This window comes from Pseudomonas sp. CGJS7, assembly GCF_036961695.1.
The window spans coordinates 1-19111 of the sequence record NZ_JBAMDI010000042.1 but is presented as its reverse complement, the minus strand read 5'-3'; the positions used below and the strand labels follow the sequence as shown (position 1 = coordinate 19111).

The 19111-nt window shown below is 66.1% G+C and carries 19 protein-coding genes and 1 pseudogene; 15 read left to right on the top strand and 5 right to left on the bottom strand.

What is annotated here, in order from left to right:
• Positions 1-167: 167 nt before the first annotated feature.
• The 5 genes from V7787_RS23925 to V7787_RS23905 form a co-directional block, all read right to left on the bottom strand.
• Entirely contained in the window at positions 168-1775 is a 1608-nt protein-coding gene (locus V7787_RS23925; RefSeq protein ID WP_336089764.1) for a glycosyl hydrolase family 28-related protein, read from the bottom strand.
• 173 nt (positions 1776-1948) lie between these two features.
• Positions 1949-2800 (bottom strand): sulfurtransferase, encoded by an 852-nt coding sequence (locus V7787_RS23920; protein ID WP_336089763.1) that lies wholly within the window; start codon positions 2798-2800, stop codon positions 1949-1951.
• Entirely contained in the window at positions 2797-3471 is a 675-nt protein-coding gene (locus V7787_RS23915; protein ID WP_336089762.1) for an NUDIX hydrolase, read from the bottom strand. Before V7787_RS23915 ends, V7787_RS23920 begins: the two co-directional genes overlap by 4 nt.
• Positions 3468-3650 carry a DUF1289 domain-containing protein gene (locus V7787_RS23910; protein ID WP_336089761.1) on the bottom strand — a complete coding sequence of 61 codons (183 nt, stop codon included), beginning with the start codon at positions 3648-3650 and terminating at the stop codon, positions 3468-3470. The genes V7787_RS23915 and V7787_RS23910 overlap by 4 nt, the downstream gene beginning before the upstream one ends.
• 181 nt (positions 3651-3831) lie before the next feature.
• On the bottom strand, positions 3832-4518 hold the full coding sequence (locus V7787_RS23905) for an FKBP-type peptidyl-prolyl cis-trans isomerase N-terminal domain-containing protein (protein ID WP_336089759.1): 687 nt from the start codon (positions 4516-4518) through the stop codon (positions 3832-3834).
• 247 nt (positions 4519-4765) lie between these two features.
• On the opposite strand from V7787_RS23905, the gene V7787_RS23900 reads away from it, so the two are divergent.
• From V7787_RS23900 to V7787_RS23830, 15 genes and pseudogenes are all read left to right on the top strand, one after another.
• Positions 4766-5548 carry an enoyl-CoA hydratase/isomerase family protein gene (locus V7787_RS23900; RefSeq protein WP_336089757.1) on the top strand — a complete coding sequence of 261 codons (783 nt, stop codon included), beginning with the start codon at positions 4766-4768 and terminating at the stop codon, positions 5546-5548.
• Between the two features lie 7 nt (positions 5549-5555).
• Positions 5556-6020 carry a hypothetical protein gene (locus tag V7787_RS23895; protein WP_336089756.1) on the top strand — a complete coding sequence of 155 codons (465 nt, stop codon included), beginning with the start codon at positions 5556-5558 and terminating at the stop codon, positions 6018-6020.
• A 255-nt stretch (positions 6021-6275) separates the two neighbouring features.
• Positions 6276-6932, top strand: a complete 657-nt coding sequence (nth, locus tag V7787_RS23890) for an endonuclease III (protein ID WP_336089816.1) — start codon at positions 6276-6278, stop codon at positions 6930-6932.
• 223 nt (positions 6933-7155) lie between these two features.
• Positions 7156-8391: an OprO/OprP family phosphate-selective porin gene (locus V7787_RS23885; protein WP_336089755.1), complete on the top strand. Its 1236-nt coding sequence runs from the start codon at positions 7156-7158 to the stop codon at positions 8389-8391.
• Positions 8392-8697: 306 nt separating this feature from the next.
• Positions 8698-9717 carry a phosphate ABC transporter substrate-binding protein PstS gene (pstS, locus tag V7787_RS23880; protein WP_442965330.1) on the top strand — a complete coding sequence of 340 codons (1020 nt, stop codon included), beginning with the start codon at positions 8698-8700 and terminating at the stop codon, positions 9715-9717.
• A 481-nt stretch (positions 9718-10198) separates the two neighbouring features.
• A complete protein-coding gene (pstS, locus tag V7787_RS23875; protein ID WP_336089754.1) occupies positions 10199-11284 on the top strand; it encodes a phosphate ABC transporter substrate-binding protein PstS in 1086 nt (361 codons plus the stop codon).
• Between the two features lie 486 nt (positions 11285-11770).
• Positions 11771-12742 carry a phosphate ABC transporter permease subunit PstC gene (gene pstC, locus V7787_RS23870; RefSeq protein WP_336089753.1) on the top strand — a complete coding sequence of 324 codons (972 nt, stop codon included), beginning with the start codon at positions 11771-11773 and terminating at the stop codon, positions 12740-12742.
• Positions 12742-13650: a phosphate ABC transporter permease PstA gene (pstA, locus tag V7787_RS23865; protein WP_336089752.1), complete on the top strand. Its 909-nt coding sequence runs from the start codon at positions 12742-12744 to the stop codon at positions 13648-13650. Before pstC ends, pstA begins: the two co-directional genes overlap by 1 nt.
• A gap of 34 nt (positions 13651-13684) precedes the next feature.
• Complete coding sequence (pstB, locus tag V7787_RS23860; protein ID WP_336089750.1) at positions 13685-14497, top strand: phosphate ABC transporter ATP-binding protein PstB; 813 nt, start codon at positions 13685-13687, stop codon at positions 14495-14497.
• A 127-nt stretch (positions 14498-14624) separates the two neighbouring features.
• Positions 14625-15335, top strand: a complete 711-nt coding sequence (gene phoU / locus V7787_RS23855) for a phosphate signaling complex protein PhoU (RefSeq protein ID WP_336089748.1) — start codon at positions 14625-14627, stop codon at positions 15333-15335.
• A 308-nt stretch (positions 15336-15643) separates the two neighbouring features.
• Positions 15644-16159 (top strand): RNA polymerase sigma factor, encoded by a 516-nt coding sequence (locus tag V7787_RS23850; RefSeq protein ID WP_336089746.1) that lies wholly within the window; start codon positions 15644-15646, stop codon positions 16157-16159.
• Between the two features lie 224 nt (positions 16160-16383).
• Positions 16384-16806 (top strand): annotated as a pseudogene (locus V7787_RS23845) (HvfA family oxazolone/thioamide-modified RiPP metallophore); the annotation flags it as partial.
• Positions 16807-16846: 40 nt separating this feature from the next.
• Positions 16847-17722 (top strand): HvfB family MNIO-type RiPP peptide maturase, encoded by an 876-nt coding sequence (locus tag V7787_RS23840; protein WP_336089745.1) that lies wholly within the window; start codon positions 16847-16849, stop codon positions 17720-17722.
• A gap of 3 nt (positions 17723-17725) precedes the next feature.
• Complete coding sequence (locus V7787_RS23835; RefSeq protein WP_336089744.1) at positions 17726-18502, top strand: HvfC family RiPP maturation protein; 777 nt, start codon at positions 17726-17728, stop codon at positions 18500-18502.
• Between the two features lie 61 nt (positions 18503-18563).
• Positions 18564-19111 (top strand): HvfX family Cu-binding RiPP maturation protein (locus tag V7787_RS23830; protein ID WP_336089743.1); only part of this gene is annotated, 548 nt, incomplete at its 3' end.

Sequence of the window (19111 nt, the reverse complement as noted above, 5' to 3'; positions counted from 1 at the left end):
GCGCGCAAGGATGGGCGCGGCCTGTGACGCGATGGTTACGCGACGGCCGTCACTTAGCGATCGCTATCGATTACGCTCATTCGGCATAGAACACGATGCCTACTGCGTAGCACCCGACCGAGTCCCAGCGGCTGGGCGCATTCGCGCGCAGCCGCTGGACCCGAGCCTCAAGCCTGCAGGCAGATCGTGTAACTCCCACCGGCCACCGGCGTGCCGTCGTAATAGCAAATCCACTCGCCTGGAGAACCCAATTGGGTACCCCAGATGAAGCGCAACGCCGCGCCCGCTCCGGCCGTGGACATTTCTCCACGCAACATCAGGGGCGCCTCCGGAGAAGTACAGATCTTGTTGATTTTAACGCTGGGGGCAGCGGTTTGCCCCGCCCCGCCCGCGACGATTCGCAGGCGCAGCGTATGCCCATTGCTTTCCACGAACGAAGTCGCCGAAGAACCCCAGCCATCGAGAACCACGTTCAACACGTCGCGTTTGATCCCGCCATTCACCATGTTCGTGGCGATATTGCGCCCTACCATCACGCTGCCCGGAGAGCCGTTCCCGTCCGTGCCGAGCCAGTACTCCGACCGGCCTTCACCGCTGTCGCAGATCACCGAATTGCCATCGATGAAGGTGTACTCGCATTTGCCGGGTCGCTGGCTGGCGACGAAGATTCCGATCATGTCGTCGGGCCCGATGCCGCCGGAGTTGCCCGGATTCATGATCTTGTTGCCGACGATGGAATTGTTGTTCAAGTAGCCGCTGCCGGAATCCCACGACACGTTGATCGCATTCTTTCCGCTGTAAGACAGACTGTTGCCGCTGATCAGATTGTTGCCCAGTTGTCCTGCGTTACCGCCAAGCGACAGCGCGATTCCGAAGGTCACTCCACCGAGGATGATGTTGTCCGACACCACGCAGAACGAGCTGGCCACCAAGCCGATCACATCGCCCGTACCGATCGCGGCGCGGACATTGCTGAGCGCCGGGGGCGTTCCCGCCACCACCAGGCTCGAATCGCCGGCGATCGATTCGACGCGGAACTCCATGCCTCCGTTGACCACTACGCACATGCCCGGCTTGATGGAAGCAAAGCTCGGGCCGCTGACTCGCGTCACTACATTGCCGGCGATGTTGACTATAAGCCGGTTGCCCCGCCCGCCAATGACGTTGGCCTGGATGGAATTGCCGTGGATGATTCCGTAATTCGAATTGCCGAAGATGATCGCGCTCGGGCCGAACGTGTCCATCCGATTTCGCTCGATCCGGATGAACGCATCGACCGACGGCGCCCCGTTTCCGCTGTAAATTCCGACCCCCTGCATGAAGCAATTGGAAATTGTGTTGTCGCTGATGGTCGTATGGGTCGCGTTCGATGCAACCCCATAACCGTTGGAGTTCAGAATCTTGTTCTGCGCAATGGTTACGCGATGAGAATGGCGCACATGAATCAGCGTTTTATCGACGCTGTCGGCATTGCCGCTCCGATTTCCGTCGATGATGCAATGCTCAATGGCCGCATCGTGCGCTGAGGCCCCGAATTCGAACATGACGCCGACATTGCCGCCGGCCCGCTGAGTGATTCTGGCCCGGCCGTCGCCCAATAGACGCACCCCCGGCTGCATGAAAATGCTCGAATCGACGATGTAAGTACCTGCGTCGATCAGCAGGGTCCCGCCCCCGGCGGCGGCGACCGCAGCCAGCGCGGCGTTGATTGCGGGTGCATCGTTGGTGACTCCATCGCCAACCGCGCCATGGTCTCTGACCGATACTGCGCTCATTTTTCGCTCCTTGCGTTCGCTACGGAGCTACATTGTCGCCGCGGGCCATCTCACTCGCTGATTCCGTTTGCCTGACGATTCACAGCGCGCATCCCAAGCCAGCGGCAAGGCCGTTGACTCGAACTCCGTAACTGCACGATTCAGATGATGCGGTCTCGCATCACACTGGCGAATCAAGCCTCGCCGGTCGCCACCGGCCGCAACGGATCTTCGATCCAACCGCTCCACGAGCCGGTATACAACGCCGCGCCGTCGAACCCGGCATGCGCCATCGCCAGCAAGTGATGGCATGCGGTCACGCCGGAACCGCACATCACCGCGACTTGCGCGACCTCGCGATCGCCGAGCAAGGCCGCGTACTCGTTCGCCAACACGCCCGCCGGCTTGAAGCCGCCGTCGGCGAGATTGGCCGCGAACGCGCGATTGCTCGCGCCCGGCACATGTCCGGCGACGCGGTCCAAAGGCTCGACTTCGCCGCGGAAACGCTCGCCGGCGCGCGCGTCGATCAACAACCCGCCCGAATCGAGCAGAGCGCGCACGTCTTGCGCGTCGAGCAAACGGCGCGCATCGAAACTGGCCTGGTACTGGGTAGGCGTCGGCTGCGGAATCTCGGCGTCGACCGGCAGAGCGAGCGCGCTCCAACGCTGCCAGCCGCCGTCGAGCACGGCGACCCGGCGATGGCCCAGCACGCGCAGCAAGAACCACAGCCGCGACGCCGCCAAGGCGCCGTCGGCGGCGTCGTACACCACCACTTGGTGCTGTGGGGTGATGCCCCAACGACCCAAGGTCGCGGTGAAATCGGCGGCGTCCGGCCAAGGATGGCGGCCGCCGGAGGTCTTGCGGTGATCGGACAGGTCGCGATCCAGATCGGCATAGCGCGCGCCGGGGATGTGCGCCTGGCGATAGGCGTTCTCGCTGGCGGCGCGATCGGTCAGCGAAGTGCGCGTGTCGATCACGATCAGGTCCTCGCGCCCCAGGGCCGCGGCCAGATCCTCGGCCGACACCAACGTGGTCCAATCGGTCATCGGGCTGCCTCCAATCGTTGTCGCAGGTTGAGCAGCATCGACGCGGTCGCGCCCCAGATGCGCTGGCTCGGATAGCGGTATTCCAACACGTGGCGCGCGCGGCCCTTGTATTCCAGGGTGCGCGTGGTGAGGTTGTCGGGGTCGAGCAAGAACGTCAGCGGCACTTCGAACACTTCCGCGACTTCGGCCGGATCGGGCCGGGCCACATACGCCGCATCGATCACCGCGACCAGCGGCAACACCCGGAAACCGGTGATGGTCACCAGCGGATCGAGGAAACCCAGCGGCGCGATCAAGGCCGCGGGCACGCCGATTTCTTCTTCGGTCTCGCGCAGCGCGGCGGCGACCGCGTCCTCATCGCTGGGTTCGATCCGTCCGCCGGGAAAACTGACCTGGCCGCCGTGTTGGCGCAGCCCGTCGGTGCGCCGGGTCAACAACACCTGCACGCCGTCGGCGCGCGGCACCAGGCCGACCAGCACCGCGGCCTGCGCGCGCAGCGCATCGTCGGGCAGCAGGCCGGTGAGGTCGTCGAGGTTCCAGCCGTCGCTCTCGGGCGCGGCGTCGAGCGGATGCAGCGCGGTCAGCAGGCGGGTGCGCGCGCGCGAGTCGCCGGCGAGGAAATCGCCGGCGAACGCCGATCCGCCGAGCGTCCCGGGCGAGTCGGAACTCACCGCAGGGCCGCTTCGCGTTTGGGCAGCACGTCTTCCATCAAGCGCAGACGCTCGTCGTCGTTCATTTGCGACCAGCGCGCGATCTCCGCGGTGGTTCGGTGGCAACCCAGGCACAGGCCGTCGTCGCTGAGTTGGCATACGCCGATGCAAGGACTCAGCACCGCGCGAAAATTCGTCATATCGTCCACCGGGGCCATGCGCCATTGTGCCTGGCGAAACGGCCGGGTAAAGCCTCGCCGCGAGCGCGGCGAGCCGAGCCTACACCGGCGCGCTGCCGCCGCGCCGGAACCCACAAACGACTTGCGCCGGACAGGCCGGCGCAAGTGCGTTGAACATTCGCTATCGAACTAGCCGGTCGGATTACTTGACGCTGACCAGCTTGATTTCGAACTGCACCGCCACGTTCGGCGGGAACGGAGTGCGCGGATCGGCGCCGTAGGCCTTGTCCGAAGGCAGGGTGACTTCCCACTTCGAACCGGTCGGCATCTGCAGCAGCACTTCGCGCATCGCCGCCATTTCGATCTCGCTGACCTTGATCGACGGGATGTTGTTGGCCGGACGCGCCTGCGCCGGACGCTCGCCCCACGGGAACGGACCGGCCACTTCCAGGGCCACGGTGCTGGCCTGGGTCGGCTTGGCGCCGGTGCCGTTCTCGACCACGCGGTACTGCACGCCGCTCGGCAACACCTTCACGCCGGCCTTGGACTTGTTGGCGTTGATGAAGGTATCGCTCTTGGTCTTGTTCTCGGACGCGGCCTTGTCCCACTCGGCCTTGGCCTTGTCCTGCTGGCGCTTCTGCATGTTCTGCACGGCGGTACGCAGCTGCTCGACCGCGACGGCCGGCTGCTTCTTGGAGTAGCCGTCCTGCAGACCCTTGACGATGGTGTTCACATCGACCTGCTCGCCGCTTTCCACGGCGTTGCGGCCGAGGTCGTAACCGAGCGCGTAGCTCAGCTTGCCCTTCTCGGAAGAAGTGTCCTGCGCGACGGCGTTGCCGGCGGTCAGTGCCAGGGCTGCGACGGCGGCAGCAATCAAACGCAACTTCATTCGGTGGAATCTCCGGTGGTGGCACGGCCCGGGCTGAGCCCGTTCCGATTAGCTGGGGGCATGGTTCCGATGCCCCGATAAATGAAAGTCCTGCGGTCGTAAGGCCCCAACAGGACGGGTTAGGATACCGACGGCAGCGCTTAACCGCCACTGACGCCGCCCGTCTACGACCGCGCCCAGGGCGCCAAGTTCCATGGCGGTCGCACTCTTTCCTCCCCGCAATTTCCAAGAACCCTACGGCCATCACATGACCGAATCGCCCCTGTTGATCGCCGATCGCGGCGCCGTGCGCCAGATCGTCGTAAACCGCCCCGACAAGCTGAATGCGCTCAATGCGGCCACCCTGGACGCCCTGCTGGCCGCCTTCGAAGCCGCCGCCGCCGACCCGGCGGTGCGCGCCGTGGTCCTCACCGGGGCCGGCCCGAAGGCCTTCGTGGCCGGCGCCGACATCTCCGAAATGAACCTGCTGACCCCGGTCCAGGGCCGCGATTTCTCCCTGCGCGGGCAGAAACTGATGCGCCGGATCGAGAAAATGCCCAAGCCGGTGATCGCGATGATCAACGGTTTCGCCCTCGGCGGCGGGCTGGAGCTGGCCATGGGCTGCCATCTGCGCCTGGCCGCGGACAGCGCCAAGATCGGCCAGCCGGAAATCAATCTCGGCCTGATTCCGGGTTTCGGCGGCACCCAGCGCCTGCTGCGCCTGGCCGGCCGCGCCGCGACCCTGGAGCTGTGCCTGGTGGGAACGCCGATCGACGCCGCCCGCGCCCAGGCGCTGGGCATCGTCAATCGGGTGATCCCCGCGGCCGAGCTGGAAGCCGAGACCTTCAAGCTGGCCGAGCAACTGGCCGCATCCGCGCCGCTGGCGCTGCGCGGCGTGCTCGACTGCGTCGCGGTCGGCGGCGAGTGCGGGATCGAGGAAGGCCTGGAATACGAAACCGCGCAGTTCGGCCTGATGTTCTCGACCGAGGACATGCGCGAAGGCACCACCGCGTTCCTGGAACGGCGCAAGCCGGCCTTCCACGGCCGTTGAAGCGCGCATGAACGCCGCACACGCCGATCCGCCGCACGCGGGCCAAGCGCCCGCGACGACCGCGTGCGTGTGCGGTTGCAGCCAGGCCGATGGCGCAGCGGCGCATGCCCTCGCCCAGGCCCTGGCCCGCGACGATCTGGATCTGGCGATCTCGCTGGGCCTGCTGGCCGAGGAATTCCCGGCCAAGCTCGCCTGCACCGCTTGCACGCCCGCCTGCACCCAGGCGCTGCGCGATGCGCGCGAACAACGTCTGCGCGCCCTGGCCGCGCGCGAGCGTTACCGCGCCCGCGCGCAACGCCTGCAACGCCGCGCCGACGAACGCGCCGCGCAACGCGCGGCCCCGACCGTCGCCGCGCCCGCTGTTCTTACTAATACCGACGCGGCCGCAGCGCCGCGCCCCGCGTTGCCCAACGCCGCCGCGGCCGCGCTCGCCCGCGCCAAGGCCAAGGCCGCGCAACGCGGGCCGACCTGACGCCGACGATTCCGCATGCCCAAGACCGCGCCCGCCCCCCGGCCAGCCAAGTCGAACCGAACCGCCGCCCCGCGCGCGGCCAAAGGTTCGGCGACCGATCGCAGCTCCGCCGCTAAGAAGAAGACGCCCGCGAAGGTCGCGAAGAAGATCGCGAGCGCCAAGGCCAAGCCGGCAAAAAAGGACGGCGCCAAACCCGCGCGCGCCAAGCCGGCGCAAAACGCCGACGCCGCAATCAAGGAACGCCCCGGCGCGCAAATGAAGCCGGCGCAGATCGAAGACATGTTCGCGCGACTGCAAGCGCTCAACCCGCATCCGACCACCGAACTGGAATACACCACGCCGTTCGAGTTGCTGGTGGCGGTGGCGTTGTCCGCGCAAGCCACCGACGTCGGCGTCAACAAAGCCACGCGCAAGTTGTATCCGGTCGCCAACACGCCGCAGGCCATCGCCGCGCTCGGGGTGGAAGGGCTCAAGCCCTACATCGCCACCATCGGCCTGTTCAACACCAAGGCCGCGAACGTGGTCGCGCTGTCGCAACAGTTGCTGGACTTGCACGGCGGCGAAGTGCCGCGCGACCGCGCCGCGCTCGAAGCGCTGCCCGGGGTCGGCCGCAAGACCGCCAACGTGGTGCTCAACACCGCCTTCGGCGAACCGACCATCGCCGTCGACACGCACATCTTCCGCGTCTCCAACCGGACCGGACTGGCGCCGGGCAAGGATGTGCTCGCAGTCGAACACCGCCTCCTTAAAGTGGTGCCAGATCGCTATCTGCAGGACGCACATCACTGGTTGATCCTGCACGGACGTTACGTTTGCAAGGCACGCAAACCGGATTGTCCGCATTGCGCGATTCGCGATCTTTGCCGTTATCCGGACAAAACACCGGGCGAACCCGAGCCGGTCGCGGGCTGAAACCGCACCGTTTAAGACAGCCGGAAGTCGTTGATCGGACGAGAAATTCGAAGCCGATCACGGTCGTTGCGAGATCGCCCTGGAACTCCGACACCGCTCCGACACTGCGCCATTGCCCGGTGTCACCGTGCGGTCATGCCCGCGAAATAAGTCAGTTCTGTCACATTTACGCAACTTTCACACCCTAGCCTGCGCGGCATCTCTCCACGCCTCAGGGCCAGACATGAAACTCTCGCGTAACACCCTCTGCGTAGCGTTGCTCGCCGCTTTCGTCGCGCCGGCCGCGCACGCCGAAGTCGCTCTCGACGTCATCGGCAATTCGGAAGTCTCTTTCGAAGGTCTGGTCCAGGCGGATTTCTACAAGTTCGACACCGACACCATCGACTACGGCGCCGACGTGCCGGGCAGCGACATGGACGGCAAGGACTACCTCAATGAGCTGCGCCGCGCCGAGTTGGTGCTCAAGGGCAAGGGCCCGGGCAACATCGAGTGGGTGCTGGGCTACGACGCCAAGGACGACAAGTTCCTCGACGCCAACATCAAGTACAAGTTCGGCAACAACGCCAACCACTTCATCCAGGTCGGCCAGTACAAGCAGCCGGGCGCGACGATGGAAGAGCTGTCGTCGACCAAGAACAACGACTTCATCGCCAAGTCCTCGATCACCAACAGCCTGGGCACCGCGCGCCGCGTCGGCGCTCAGTACAACTACGGCGACAACAACTGGGGCCTGACCGCGAGCTACTTCGGCCGCGAACTCACCCGCAACCGCGAACACGGCGCCGGCTACGGCCTGCGCGGCTACTTCGCGCCGATCAACGAAGCCGGCAACCTGCTGCACTTCGGCCTGTCGTACTCCAACAAGGACACCGACGCCGACGGCATCCGCCTGCGCGCGCGTCCGATGGCCGACATGGTCGCGACCCGCTTCATCGACACCGGCAGCAGCGTGACCAGCCCCAACAGCCTCAACAACCGCACCGACCGCGTCGGCGTGATCGGCGCCGAAGGCCTGTGGGTCAACGGTCCGTTCAAGCTGCAGGCCGAGTACATGACCATCGACGTCAAGCGCAACGACGGTCTGAAGGATTTCAGCGGCGACGGCTTCTACATCTCGGGCCTGTGGAACATCAGCGGCGAGACCTGGGGCTACAAGGCCGGCACCCCGACCACCGGCCTGCCGAACGATCCGGCCAAGGGCATGTGGCAGCTGGGCCTGCGCTACGACACCATCGACCTCAACGACGGCAGCCCGATCGTCGGCACCAACCGCGTCGACGGCGTGCTCGGCGGCAAGGCCGATTCGTGGACCGTCGGCGTCAACTGGTACTGGCGCTCGAACTTCAAGTTCATGCTGAACTACGTGATGGTCGACCAGGAAAAGTACGACACCGCCAAGCGCGCGAAGGCTCAGGACAACCCGAACGTCCTGGAAGCGCGCATGCAGTTCTACTGGTAATGCAAAGGCGTCGGCGCGGATCCGTCCGCGCCGGCGCAAGCGTCTCTCTCCCCCTCGATCGGTATCGGTCGTTCCAGGGCGCGGCAGGGCCGCGCCCTTTTTTTCGCGCGTTCGGGCCTGTCGGCTCGCGGCCGGATCGGCCGCCGCGCCCCGCGTCGCGGGCGAAGCCGCTCATCAACCAGCGCCGCGCACCGCCCTCAAGCGCGTCATCTGTTTGTCATGTTCCAGACCCGTCGCTGTCATCTAACTGTTATGGAATGCGCGACATCGGATTCGTGCCAGCCGTCTCTTTTCAGGAGCCTCAACGTGTTCAATTCCCGTACCTTCCGCGTGACCGCGCTGGCCCTGGCCGCCTCGTTCGCGCTCAATGCGCAAGCCGCCGACGTGACCGGCGCCGGCGCGTCCTTCGTCTACCCGGTGATGTCCAAGTGGTCGGCCGACTACGCCAAGACCGCTAATAAGAAGGTCAACTACCAGTCGATCGGCTCCGGCGGCGGCATCGCCCAGATCAAGGCCGCGACGGTCGACTTCGGTTCCTCCGACGCCCCGCTCAAGCCCGAAGAGCTGAGCAAGTTCGGCCTGGCCCAGTTCCCCTCGGTGATCGGCGGCGTGGTGCCGGTGATCAACGTCCCGGGCGTGGCCTCCGGCGCGATGAAGCTGGACGGCGAGACCCTGGGCAACATCTTCCTGGGCAAGATCACCAACTGGAACGACCCGGCCATCGTCGCCCTCAACGGCGGCCTGAAGCTGCCCGACAAGAAGATCACCGTGGTCCACCGCTCCGACGGTTCGGGCACCACCTTCAACTTCGCCAACTACCTGTCCAAGGTCAACGCCGAGTGGAAGACCTCGGTCGGCGAAGGCACCGCGGTCAAGTGGCCGACCGGCATCGGCGGCAAGGGCAACGAAGGCGTGGCCGCGTACGTCAAGCAGATCCAGGGCGGCATCGGCTACGTCGAACTGTCCTACGCGCTGCAGAACAAGATGGCGTACTCGCGCCTGAAGAACGCCGACGGCAAGTTCGTGCTGCCGACCGACGAGACCTTCTCGGCCGCCGCCGCCAGCGCCGACTGGGCCAACGCCAAGGATTTCTACCTGGTCATGACCAACGCGCCGGGCGAGAACTCCTGGCCGATCACCGCGACCAACTTCATCCTGATGTACAAGCAGCCCAAGAACGCCGAAGGCGCCAAGAACGCCAAGGAATTCTTCCGCTGGGTCTACGCCAACGGCGACGCTCAGGCCAAGGCGCTGGATTACGTGCCGCTGCCCGACGCGCTGGTCAAGCAGGTCGAGACCTACTGGACCACGAACATGAACTACTGATCGCTCCGGTCGTCCGGCGCGAGCCGGTCGGATCCGGGGGGTTCCGACAGACCAGATCGATCGGACAGGACGGGCCTTCGGGCCCGTTTTGTTTTTTGCGGGGGCTGCCGTCGCTGCGTCGGCGGCCGGCCCTCACCCCAACCCCTCTCCCGCTTTGCGGGAGAGGGGCTCAGGTCCCTCGGGCTGCGCGGAGCCCTTCTCCCGCCAAGCGGCGCCCGAAGGGTGTGCAGGGCTGAGAAGGTGGCCCGGAGGGCCGGGCGAGGGCCGCTTCGATACCTCCCCGACACCTCAACCGCTGCCCTTCCAGCCAAATTGTGACGCTCAAAGCACCCGAAACCCCTGAAAAACGCGACCTCCGGCACCCCCTCCGGCCTTTCACTACAGATTCGTGACGAATCTATGTCATAGCCGTGTAACAAAAAGATCATCAAATGGCGCCAGCCCAGCCGGCGCCCATGCCGGCACTCTTACGGAGCACCGCATGAAATCCACGCCGGCCCGCATCGCCGCCCTCTCTCTCGCCATCGCGCTGGCCGCCGCCGCGTGCGGCGGCAACCAGAATCCGGCCCCGGCCGGCGGCGCCAAGACCGACGCCGCCGCGCCCGCCGGCGACCAGGTCGCAGCGCAGATCACCGGCGCCGGCGCCAGCTTCGTCTATCCGCTGATCTCCAAGTGGTCCTCGGACTACAACAAGGCCACCGGCGCCAAGGTCAACTACCAGTCGATCGGTTCCGGCGGCGGCATCGCCCAGATCAAGGCCGCGACGGTCGATTTCGGCTCCACCGACAAGCCGCTGCCGAGCGAAGAACTCGCCGCCGCCGGCCTGGGCCAGTTCCCCTCGGCGATCGGCGGCGTGGTGCCGGTGATCAACGTCGACGGCATCGAAGCCGGCAAGTTGCGTCTCACCGGCCCGCTGCTGGCCAACATCTTCCTCGGCACGGTCGGCAAGTGGAACGATCCGGCGATCGCCGCGGCCAACCCCGGCGTGACCCTGCCGGACCTGAAGATCAACGTCGTGCATCGCTCCGACGGTTCGGGCACCACCTTCAACTTCTCCAACTATCTGTCCAAGGTCAGCCCGGAGTGGAAGACCAAGGTCGGCGAAGGCACCTCGGTGCAGTGGCCCGGCGGCGTCGGCGGCAAGGGCAACGAAGGCGTGGCCTCCTACGTCATGCAGATCAAGGGCTCGATCGGCTACGTCGAACTGGCCTATGCGGTGCAGAACAAGATGGCCCACACCCAGTTGCAGAACGCGGCCGGCCAGTTCGTCCAGCCCAACGCCGAAGCCTTCGCCGCCGCGGCCGCGACCGCGGACTGGGCCAGCGCCAAGGATTTCAACCTGATCATCACCAACGCGTCCGGCGAGAAGTCCTGGCCGATCACCGCGACCAATTTCATCCTGATGTACAAGCAGCCCAAGGACGCCAAGCGCAGCGCCGACACCCGCGCGTTCTTCAAGTGGGCCTTCGAGAGCGGCCAGTCGCAGGCGCAGGCGCTGGATTACGTGCCGTTGCCGCCGGAGTTGGTGAAGCAGATCGAGGCTTATTGGGGGGCGGAGTTTAAGTGACGTTCTGACCCGCGCCCGCGAAGCGGGCGCGGCTTTGTCAGAACGTCATCCCCGCGAAAGCGGGGATCCAGAGCCTTCAGCGTCGAGCCACCTACTTCAGCGCGCGCGAAACCCGCTTGAGGGTTTTGTCGCGATGAAGCCCTGGATCCCCGCCTTCGCGGGGATGACGGCAAAAAGGCAAAGGCAACGGCAACACCAACAGCAACCGCTACATCGCAACGATTGAAAGTTTCTGAAGTCGCTGGATTCCCGCGTTCGCGGGAATGACGAGCCCAAAAAGCTCGCAGCGGCCCGCTCAACGCAACACCGCAGTTCGCTACAAACACAACTCGCTACAAGCACAACTCGCTACAAACACAGCCCGCTACAAACACAGCTCGCTACAAGCACTGCCCGCCACAAACGCAGCTCGCCACAATCGCAATCCAGCCCCACCCGCACCAAGCCCGCCCCCGCAAGCCCGGCCACGACGGACCCCTCTTCGCAATGAACGCGACCGCCCTCCCCGCTTCATCCGGCGTCTCCGCCCGCGATCGCGCCGACGCGCGCAACGATCGATTCTTCCGCTACTTCGTTACCTCCACCGCGATCTTCGTGCTGATCGCGCTGGCCGGCGCCGCGCTGTCGATGCTGTGGGGCGGCCGCGCCGTCCTGGCTTCGGAAGGCCTGAATTTCTTCACCTCCAGCGACTGGAACCCGGCCGCCGACAAGTACGGCGCGCTGGTGCCGATCTACGGCACCATCGTCACCGCGGTCATCGCCATGCTGATCGCCGTGCCGGTGAGCTTCGGCATCGCCTTCTTCCTGACCGAAGTCGCGCCGCGCTGGGCGCGCGGGCCGATCGGCACCGCGATCGAATTGCTCGCCGGCATTCCCTCGATCATCTACGGCATGTGGGGCTTCTTCGTGCTGATGCCGGTGATGCGCGAAAGCGTGATCCCCTGGCTGATCGACAACGTCGGCCCGCTGCCGGTGATCGGCCGCCTGTTCCAGGGGCCGCCGATCGGCGTGGGCATGCTCACCTCCGGTCTGGTGCTGTCGATCATGATCATTCCCTTCATCTCCTCGGTGATGCGCGAAGTGTTCCTGACCGTGCCGACCCGGCTCAAGGAATCGGCCTACGCGCTGGGTTCGACCAAGTGGGAAGTCAGCTGGGACATCGTGCTGCCCTACACCCGCTCGGCGGTGATCGGCGGCGTGTTCCTCGGCCTGGGCCGCGCGCTCGGCGAGACCATGGCGGTGGCGTTCGTGATCGGCAACGCGGTGCAATTCACCCCGTCGCTGATCGATCCGAGCACCACCATCGCCGCGCTGATCGCCAACGACTTCGGCGAAGCCTCGGAAACCTACCGCTCCGCGCTGGTGCTGCTGGGCTTCGTCTTGTTCATCGTCACCTTCGTGGTGCTGGCCGCCGCGCGCCTGATGCTGATGCAACTGTCCCGCAAGGAGGGCAACTGATGGCCACCGCTTTCGCCACCGATGCCCGCGGCCGCGCCGCCGACAAGCTGTATCGCCGTCGCCGCATCGTCAATACCATCGCCCTGACCCTGGCCTGCGCGGCCGCGCTGTTCGGTCTGGTGTTCCTGGGCTGGATCCTGTGGACGCTGCTGGTCAAGGGCGCCGGCGGGGTCAATCTGGATCTGTTTATCCGCGACCAGCCGCCGCCGATGGAAGCCGGCGGCCTGCGCAACGCGATCTTCGGCAGCATCGTGATGTGCGCGATGGGTCTGGCGATCGGCACCCCGCTCGGCATCGCCGCCGGCACCTGGCTCGCCGAGTACGGCAACAAGCGCAAGTTCGGCACGGTGGTGCGCTTCGTCAACGACATCCTGCTGTCGGCGCCGTCGATCGTGCTGGGCCTGTTCGTGTACGCGGTGTTCATCGCCAAGCCGACCGCCGACAGCAACGCGCTGCTCGGATTCTCGGCGCTGTCCGGCGCGATCGCGCTGGCCTTCATCGTGCTGCCGGTGGTGGTGCGCACCACCGACGAAATGCTGCGCCTGGTCCCCGGCCAGATGCGCGAAGCCGCGCTGTCGCTGGGCGTGCCGCAATGGAAGGTGATCGTGCAGGTGCTGTACAAGTCGGCCCTGCCCGGCATCGTCACCGGCGTGCTGCTGGCGCTGGCGCGCATCTCCGGCGAGACCGCACCGCTGCTGTTCACTGCCTTCGGCAACTCGTTCTGGAGCGTCGACGTCACCGGCCCGATGGCCGCGGTGTCGATCGTGATGTTCAACTTCGCCGGCAAGGGCTACGAGAACTGGGAACACATCGCCTGGGCCGGCGCCCTGGTGCTGACCGTGTTCGTGCTGCTGGTCAGCCTGATCGCCCGCGCCCTCCTGCTACGCAACAAAATCAGCCATGACTGACCTCTCTTCCGTGAATACCGAGCGAACCCCGGCCATGAACGACGCCCGCCTCACCGTCGCAACACCCGATCGCGACGCGGTCGTCGGCGCCAACCCGGTCAAGCTCGCCGCGCGCGGCCTGGACTTCTATTACGACAAGTTCCATGCGCTCAAGGCGATCGATCTGGAAATCCCCGAGAAGCAGGTCACCGCGCTGATCGGCCCGTCCGGTTGCGGCAAGTCGACCCTGCTGCGGATCTTCAACCGCATCTACGCCCTGTATCCGAAGCTGGAAGCGCGCGGCCAGGTGCTGCTGGACGGGGAGAACATCCTCGATCCGAAGTACCCGATGAACCGCCTGCGCAGCAAGGTCGGCATGGTGTTCCAGAAGCCGGTGCCGTTCCCGATGACCATCTTCGAGAACGTGGCCTACGGCATCCGCCACCACGAGAAGCTGTCGAAGTCGGAAATGAACGACCGGGTCGAACAGGCGCTGCGCCAGGGCGCGCTGTGGGACGAGGTCAAGGACAAGCTGAGCCAGAGCGCGCTGGGTTTGTCCGGCGGCCAGCAGCAGCGTCTGTGCATCGCCCGCGCGGTCGCGCTGAAGCCGTCGGTGCTGTTGCTCGACGAACCGACCTCGGCGCTGGATCCGATCTCCACCAGCCGCATCGAGCAGTTGGTGGAAGAGTTGAAGAAGGACTACACGATCGCGATCGTGACCCACAACATGCAGCAGGCCGCGCGCGTGTCCGACTTCACCGCCTTCATGTACCTGGGCGACCTGATCGAACACGGCCCGACCGAACAGATTTTCTCCAAGCCGACCAAGCAGCAGACCGAGGATTACATCACCGGTCGGTTCGGTTGAGGAAACAACCAAAGCCCCTCTCCCGCCCGCGGGAGAGGGGTTGGGGTGAGGGCCGCGCCCTCACCCGCCCTGCGGGCACCTTCTTCCGCAAGCCGGAGAAGGGATAGCGCAAACAGGACATCACTTTATGAGCACCCAAATGCACGATCACATCGTCAAAAGCTACGACGAAGAGCAGCGCCGCCTGCTCGACGAAACCCTGCGCATGGGCGAGATGGCCGCGTCCCAGCTCGAAGCCGCGCTCGACGTGGTCCAGCGCCGCGACGACAAGGCCGCCGAGCGCATCATCGCCAACGATGAAGCCATCGACGCGCTCGAGCAGGAAATCAGCCACGACGTCATGAAGCTGGCGCTGCGCGGGCCGATGGCGCGCGATCTGCGCGAGATTCTGGCCGCGATCCGCATCGCCGCCGACATCGAGCGGGTCGGCGACTACGCCGCCAACGTCGCCAAGCGCTCGACCGCGCTGAACCTGTCGCCGCCGCTGCCGCACGTGGCCGGCCTGCACGCGCTGGGCACGCTGGCGGTCAAGCAGCTGCGCGACGTGCTTTCGGCGTACCGCGACAACGACATCGAACTGGCCCAGCGGGTGCGCGAGCGCGATGCCGAAATCGACACCGCCTACACCGGCCTGTTCCGCGAACTGCTGACCTACATGATGGAAGACGCGCGCAGCATCACCGCCTGCACCCATCTGTTGTTCATGGCCAAGAACATCGAGCGGGTCGGCGATCACGCCACCAACATCGCCGAGAACGTCTGGTTCCTGGTCAAGGGCGAGGAACTGCTGCCGCCGCGCGAGAAGCGCGACGACACCAACACCACCGGCGCGCTGTGACCTTGCCATCGCGGTAAGGATCGGGCCAGCGAGGGCCGTATTTCGCTGCATCGCAACAAACAGGCCCGGGCGCGGACTCGTATTCCGCCCCGGGCCTTGTCGTTATCGGCGGCCACGCACCAGACCCCGCGCGCCCTTGCCGCACCAGCCTGCAACCGGTTACAGCCCCGCCACGATGAACGCGTTCTAAACGCAGCCGGCACCGCCGCGCCGTCGCGCGAACCCGATCGCCCCCCACCCCACTCTTGGTACATGCCCGCGACGACCTGCCGCGGTGTATTTTTAGAGAACTGGGAGGAGCCCCCGGGATGACGGCACTGATGGTTAACGCAGACTTGGCCGCGGCCCGCTCGGGCGATCCGGCCGCGCTGGAGCGGGTGTTGATCCACTCGCGCCAGGACCTGCGCCGTTACGCCGAATACCACTGCGTCATCAACGACATCGAGGACGCGGTCCAGGAAAGCCTGATCACCATCTCGCGCAAACTGCGCGATCTGCGCGTGCTCGAATGCTTCGTCTCCTGGACCTTCCGCATCGTCAAGCGCGAGTGCAACCGGTTCAAGCGCGGCCGGCGGATGCTCAGCGGCGACGCCATCACCGACGACATCATGCCGGTGGTCACGCCCGAGCCGGTGGAATGGCGGCATGATGTGGCCGCCGCGCTGGAATCGCTGCCCACGCACTATCGCGACATCATCCTGTTGCGCGATCTTGAGGGCCTGAGCATCGCCGAGATCGGCGAGCGCCTGGGCACCACCCGCGAGGCGGTGAAGTCGCGCCTGCATCGGGCCCGCGCACTGGCCCGCGAATATCTCGATCACTGAGTGCATCCGCGCCGCGATCGCGCCCGTATCAGTCGCAGTCACCCAAACCCAGCCCGCCCGAATCGCTTCGCCGTAGCTCCGTCCGTACCACCGATCACGCTTCACCCCGCTCCGCTCGATCCGCTTTTCGGTTTCAATGCACCACCCGACCCGGCGGCGCCGCATTGGCGGACCGCCACCCCAAACGGGGCGAACCCGCCCTCATCGCCACTCAGGAGTCACCCATGTCCAAGCAAATCAACAAGCCCCTCGCCCTCGCTCTCGGCGCCACCCTGATCGGCGGCCTGAGCCTGTCGGCTTCCGCGTTCGCGATGAGCGACCTCTCGCAGGGCTACCTGCTCGGCGCGCAGAACGCTCCGCCGGCCACCGAGAAGGCCGCCGACGCCAAGGCCGGCGCCGACGCCGCCAAGCACGCCGAAGGCAGCTGCGGCGCCGACAAGAAGGCGAAGGAAGGCAGCTGCGGCGCCGACAAGAAGAAGCACGCCGAAGGCAAGTGCGGCGAAGGCAAGTGCGGCGCCGACAAGAAGAAGGCCGGCGAAGGCAAGTGTGGCGAAGGCAAGTGCGGCGCCGACAAGAAGGCCACCGGCGCCAAGGCCGCTCCGGCCAAGAAGGCCGGCGAAGGCAAGTGCGGCGAGGGCAAGTGCGGCGGTTCGGTCTGATCGCGCTGCGCGACTGACGATGGACGGCATGCATCCTCTGTCACCGGATGCCGTCGGCCTCGGCCTGCGGCGGGCCCTGCTGGGCCCGCTGCAGTCCGCGCCGTACGCGGCCGGCGCGCGCCGCGATTTCGATTTTCTCGAATGCGCGCCGGAAAACTGGATCGGCGTGGGCGGGCGTTTCGGCGAAGCGCTGCGCGAACTGTCCGCGCGTTATCGCCTGATCTGCCACGGTCTGTCGTTGTCGCTCGGCGGCACCGCGCCGCTGGATGAGACCTTCCTGGCCCGGGTGCGCCGTTTCCTCGACGAACACCGGGTCGCCTGCTACAGCGAACACCTGAGCTACTGCAGCGACGACGGCCATCTTTACGATCTGCTGCCGATTCCGTTCACCGAAGAAGCCGTGCGCCACGTCGCCGCGCGGATCCGCCGCACCCAGGACATCGTCGGCCGCCGCATCGCGGTGGAAAACGCCTCCTACTACGCCGCGCCGCACCAGGAAATGAGCGAGATCGAATTCACCCGCGCGATCCTGGCCGAGGCCGATTGCGACTTGCTGCTCGACGTCAACAACGTGTACGTGAACTCGATCAACCACCGTTACGACGCGCGCGAGTTCATCGCCGCGATGCCGCACGAGCGCATCGCCTACATCCACGTCGCCGGCCATTACGATGAGGCCGACGATCTCAAGGTCGACACCCACGGCGCGCCGGTCAAGAACGAAGTCTGGTCGCTGCTCGGCGATGCCTACCGCATGTTCGGCGCGCGCCCGACCTTGCTCGAACGCGACTTCAATTTCCCGCCCTATCAAGAACTGGTGGACGAGTTGGACATCGTCCGCCAGGTCATGCGCGAGTCGGCCGCGCCCGAACGCGACGCCGCGCGCCGCAGCCGGCTCGCCTGATCGATGAACGACGCGCCCTCGCGCCTGCGCGCGCAGCAATTCGAACTCACCCGTCACCTGCGCGACCCCAACGCCAGTCCGGCGCCCGCGGGCATCGAAGACCGCCGCCTGGGCATCTACCGCGACCTGCTGTTCAACAACATCGAAGGTTTGCTGTCGGGCAACTTCCCGGTCATCAGCAAGCTGCTCGGCGAACAGCGCTGGCAGAGCCTGGTCCGCGATTTTTATCGCGACTACCGCTGCCACACGCCGCTGTTCGCCGAGATCGCGCGCGAGTTCCTGCGCTATCTGCAGGAACTGGAAACACTGGACCCGCCGTTCCTGGCCGAACTGGCGCACTACGAATGGGTCGAGCTGGCGCTGCAACTCAGCGACGCACCAGCGCCCGTCGACGACGCCGGCATCGACGAGGCCGACCTGCTCGATCGCGCCCCGCGCCTGTCCGCGCTGGCCTGGCCGCTGGCCTACGCCTGGCCGGTGCATCGGCTGGGCCCGGATTACCAACCCGAGCAAGCCCCGCCCACCCCGACCCTGGTGCTGCTGCGCCGCAAGCGCGACGGCGAGGTGCGTTTCTCCGAACTCAGTCCGCTGGCGTTCCGTCTGGTCGAACGCATCGGCGAATCGCCGGAATTGTCGGCGCGCGAGCAACTGAGCGAGTTGGCGCAAGAAGCCGGCAGCGACGACGTCGCCGGATTCCTGGAGCTGGGCCTGGGTCTGCTGCGGCAGATGCGCGCCAACGGCGTGGTGTTTTTTTCCCGCGACGCGAATCCTTCGGCCTGATCGCAGCCTCTAGTGAGGGAAGGCGCCGGCGTTTCCGGCGCCGACCGACCCGGAGCGCGCCATGACGATATCCCTTTCCTGCTTGCTCGCCGCCGTGCGCGACCGCCTCGACGGCGTCGGCGGCTGGCTCGCGCCGTTGGGCCTGCGCCTGACCCTGGCCTGGGAGTTCTTCGAATCCGGGCGCGAGAAACTGTCCGGCGAAAACTGGTTCGGCTCGGTGATGGCGAACTTCCCGTTTCCGTTCAACCGCGTGCCCGCCGATCTCAGCTGGGGCATGGCGACCTGGTTCGAACTGCTCGGCGGCGTAGCGCTGTTGTTCGGGCTGGCCACCCGTTTCGTCGCCGCGTCGTTGTTCGTGCTGACCGTGGTCGCAATCGCCGCGGTGCATTGGCCGCAGGACTGGATGGGCCTGAGCCAACTGGCCCAAGGCTATGCGATCACCGATCAGGGCGCGGGCAACTACAAATTGCCGCTGCTGTTCCTGGTGATGCTGTGGCCGCTGATCCTGCGCGGCCCCGGCCGCCTGAGCCTGGACGCGGCCTTGGCGCGCGCGGCCGCCTTGCCGGCGGCGGCGGCGCGCAACGACTTGCTCGGCTGGGGTCTGGTCCT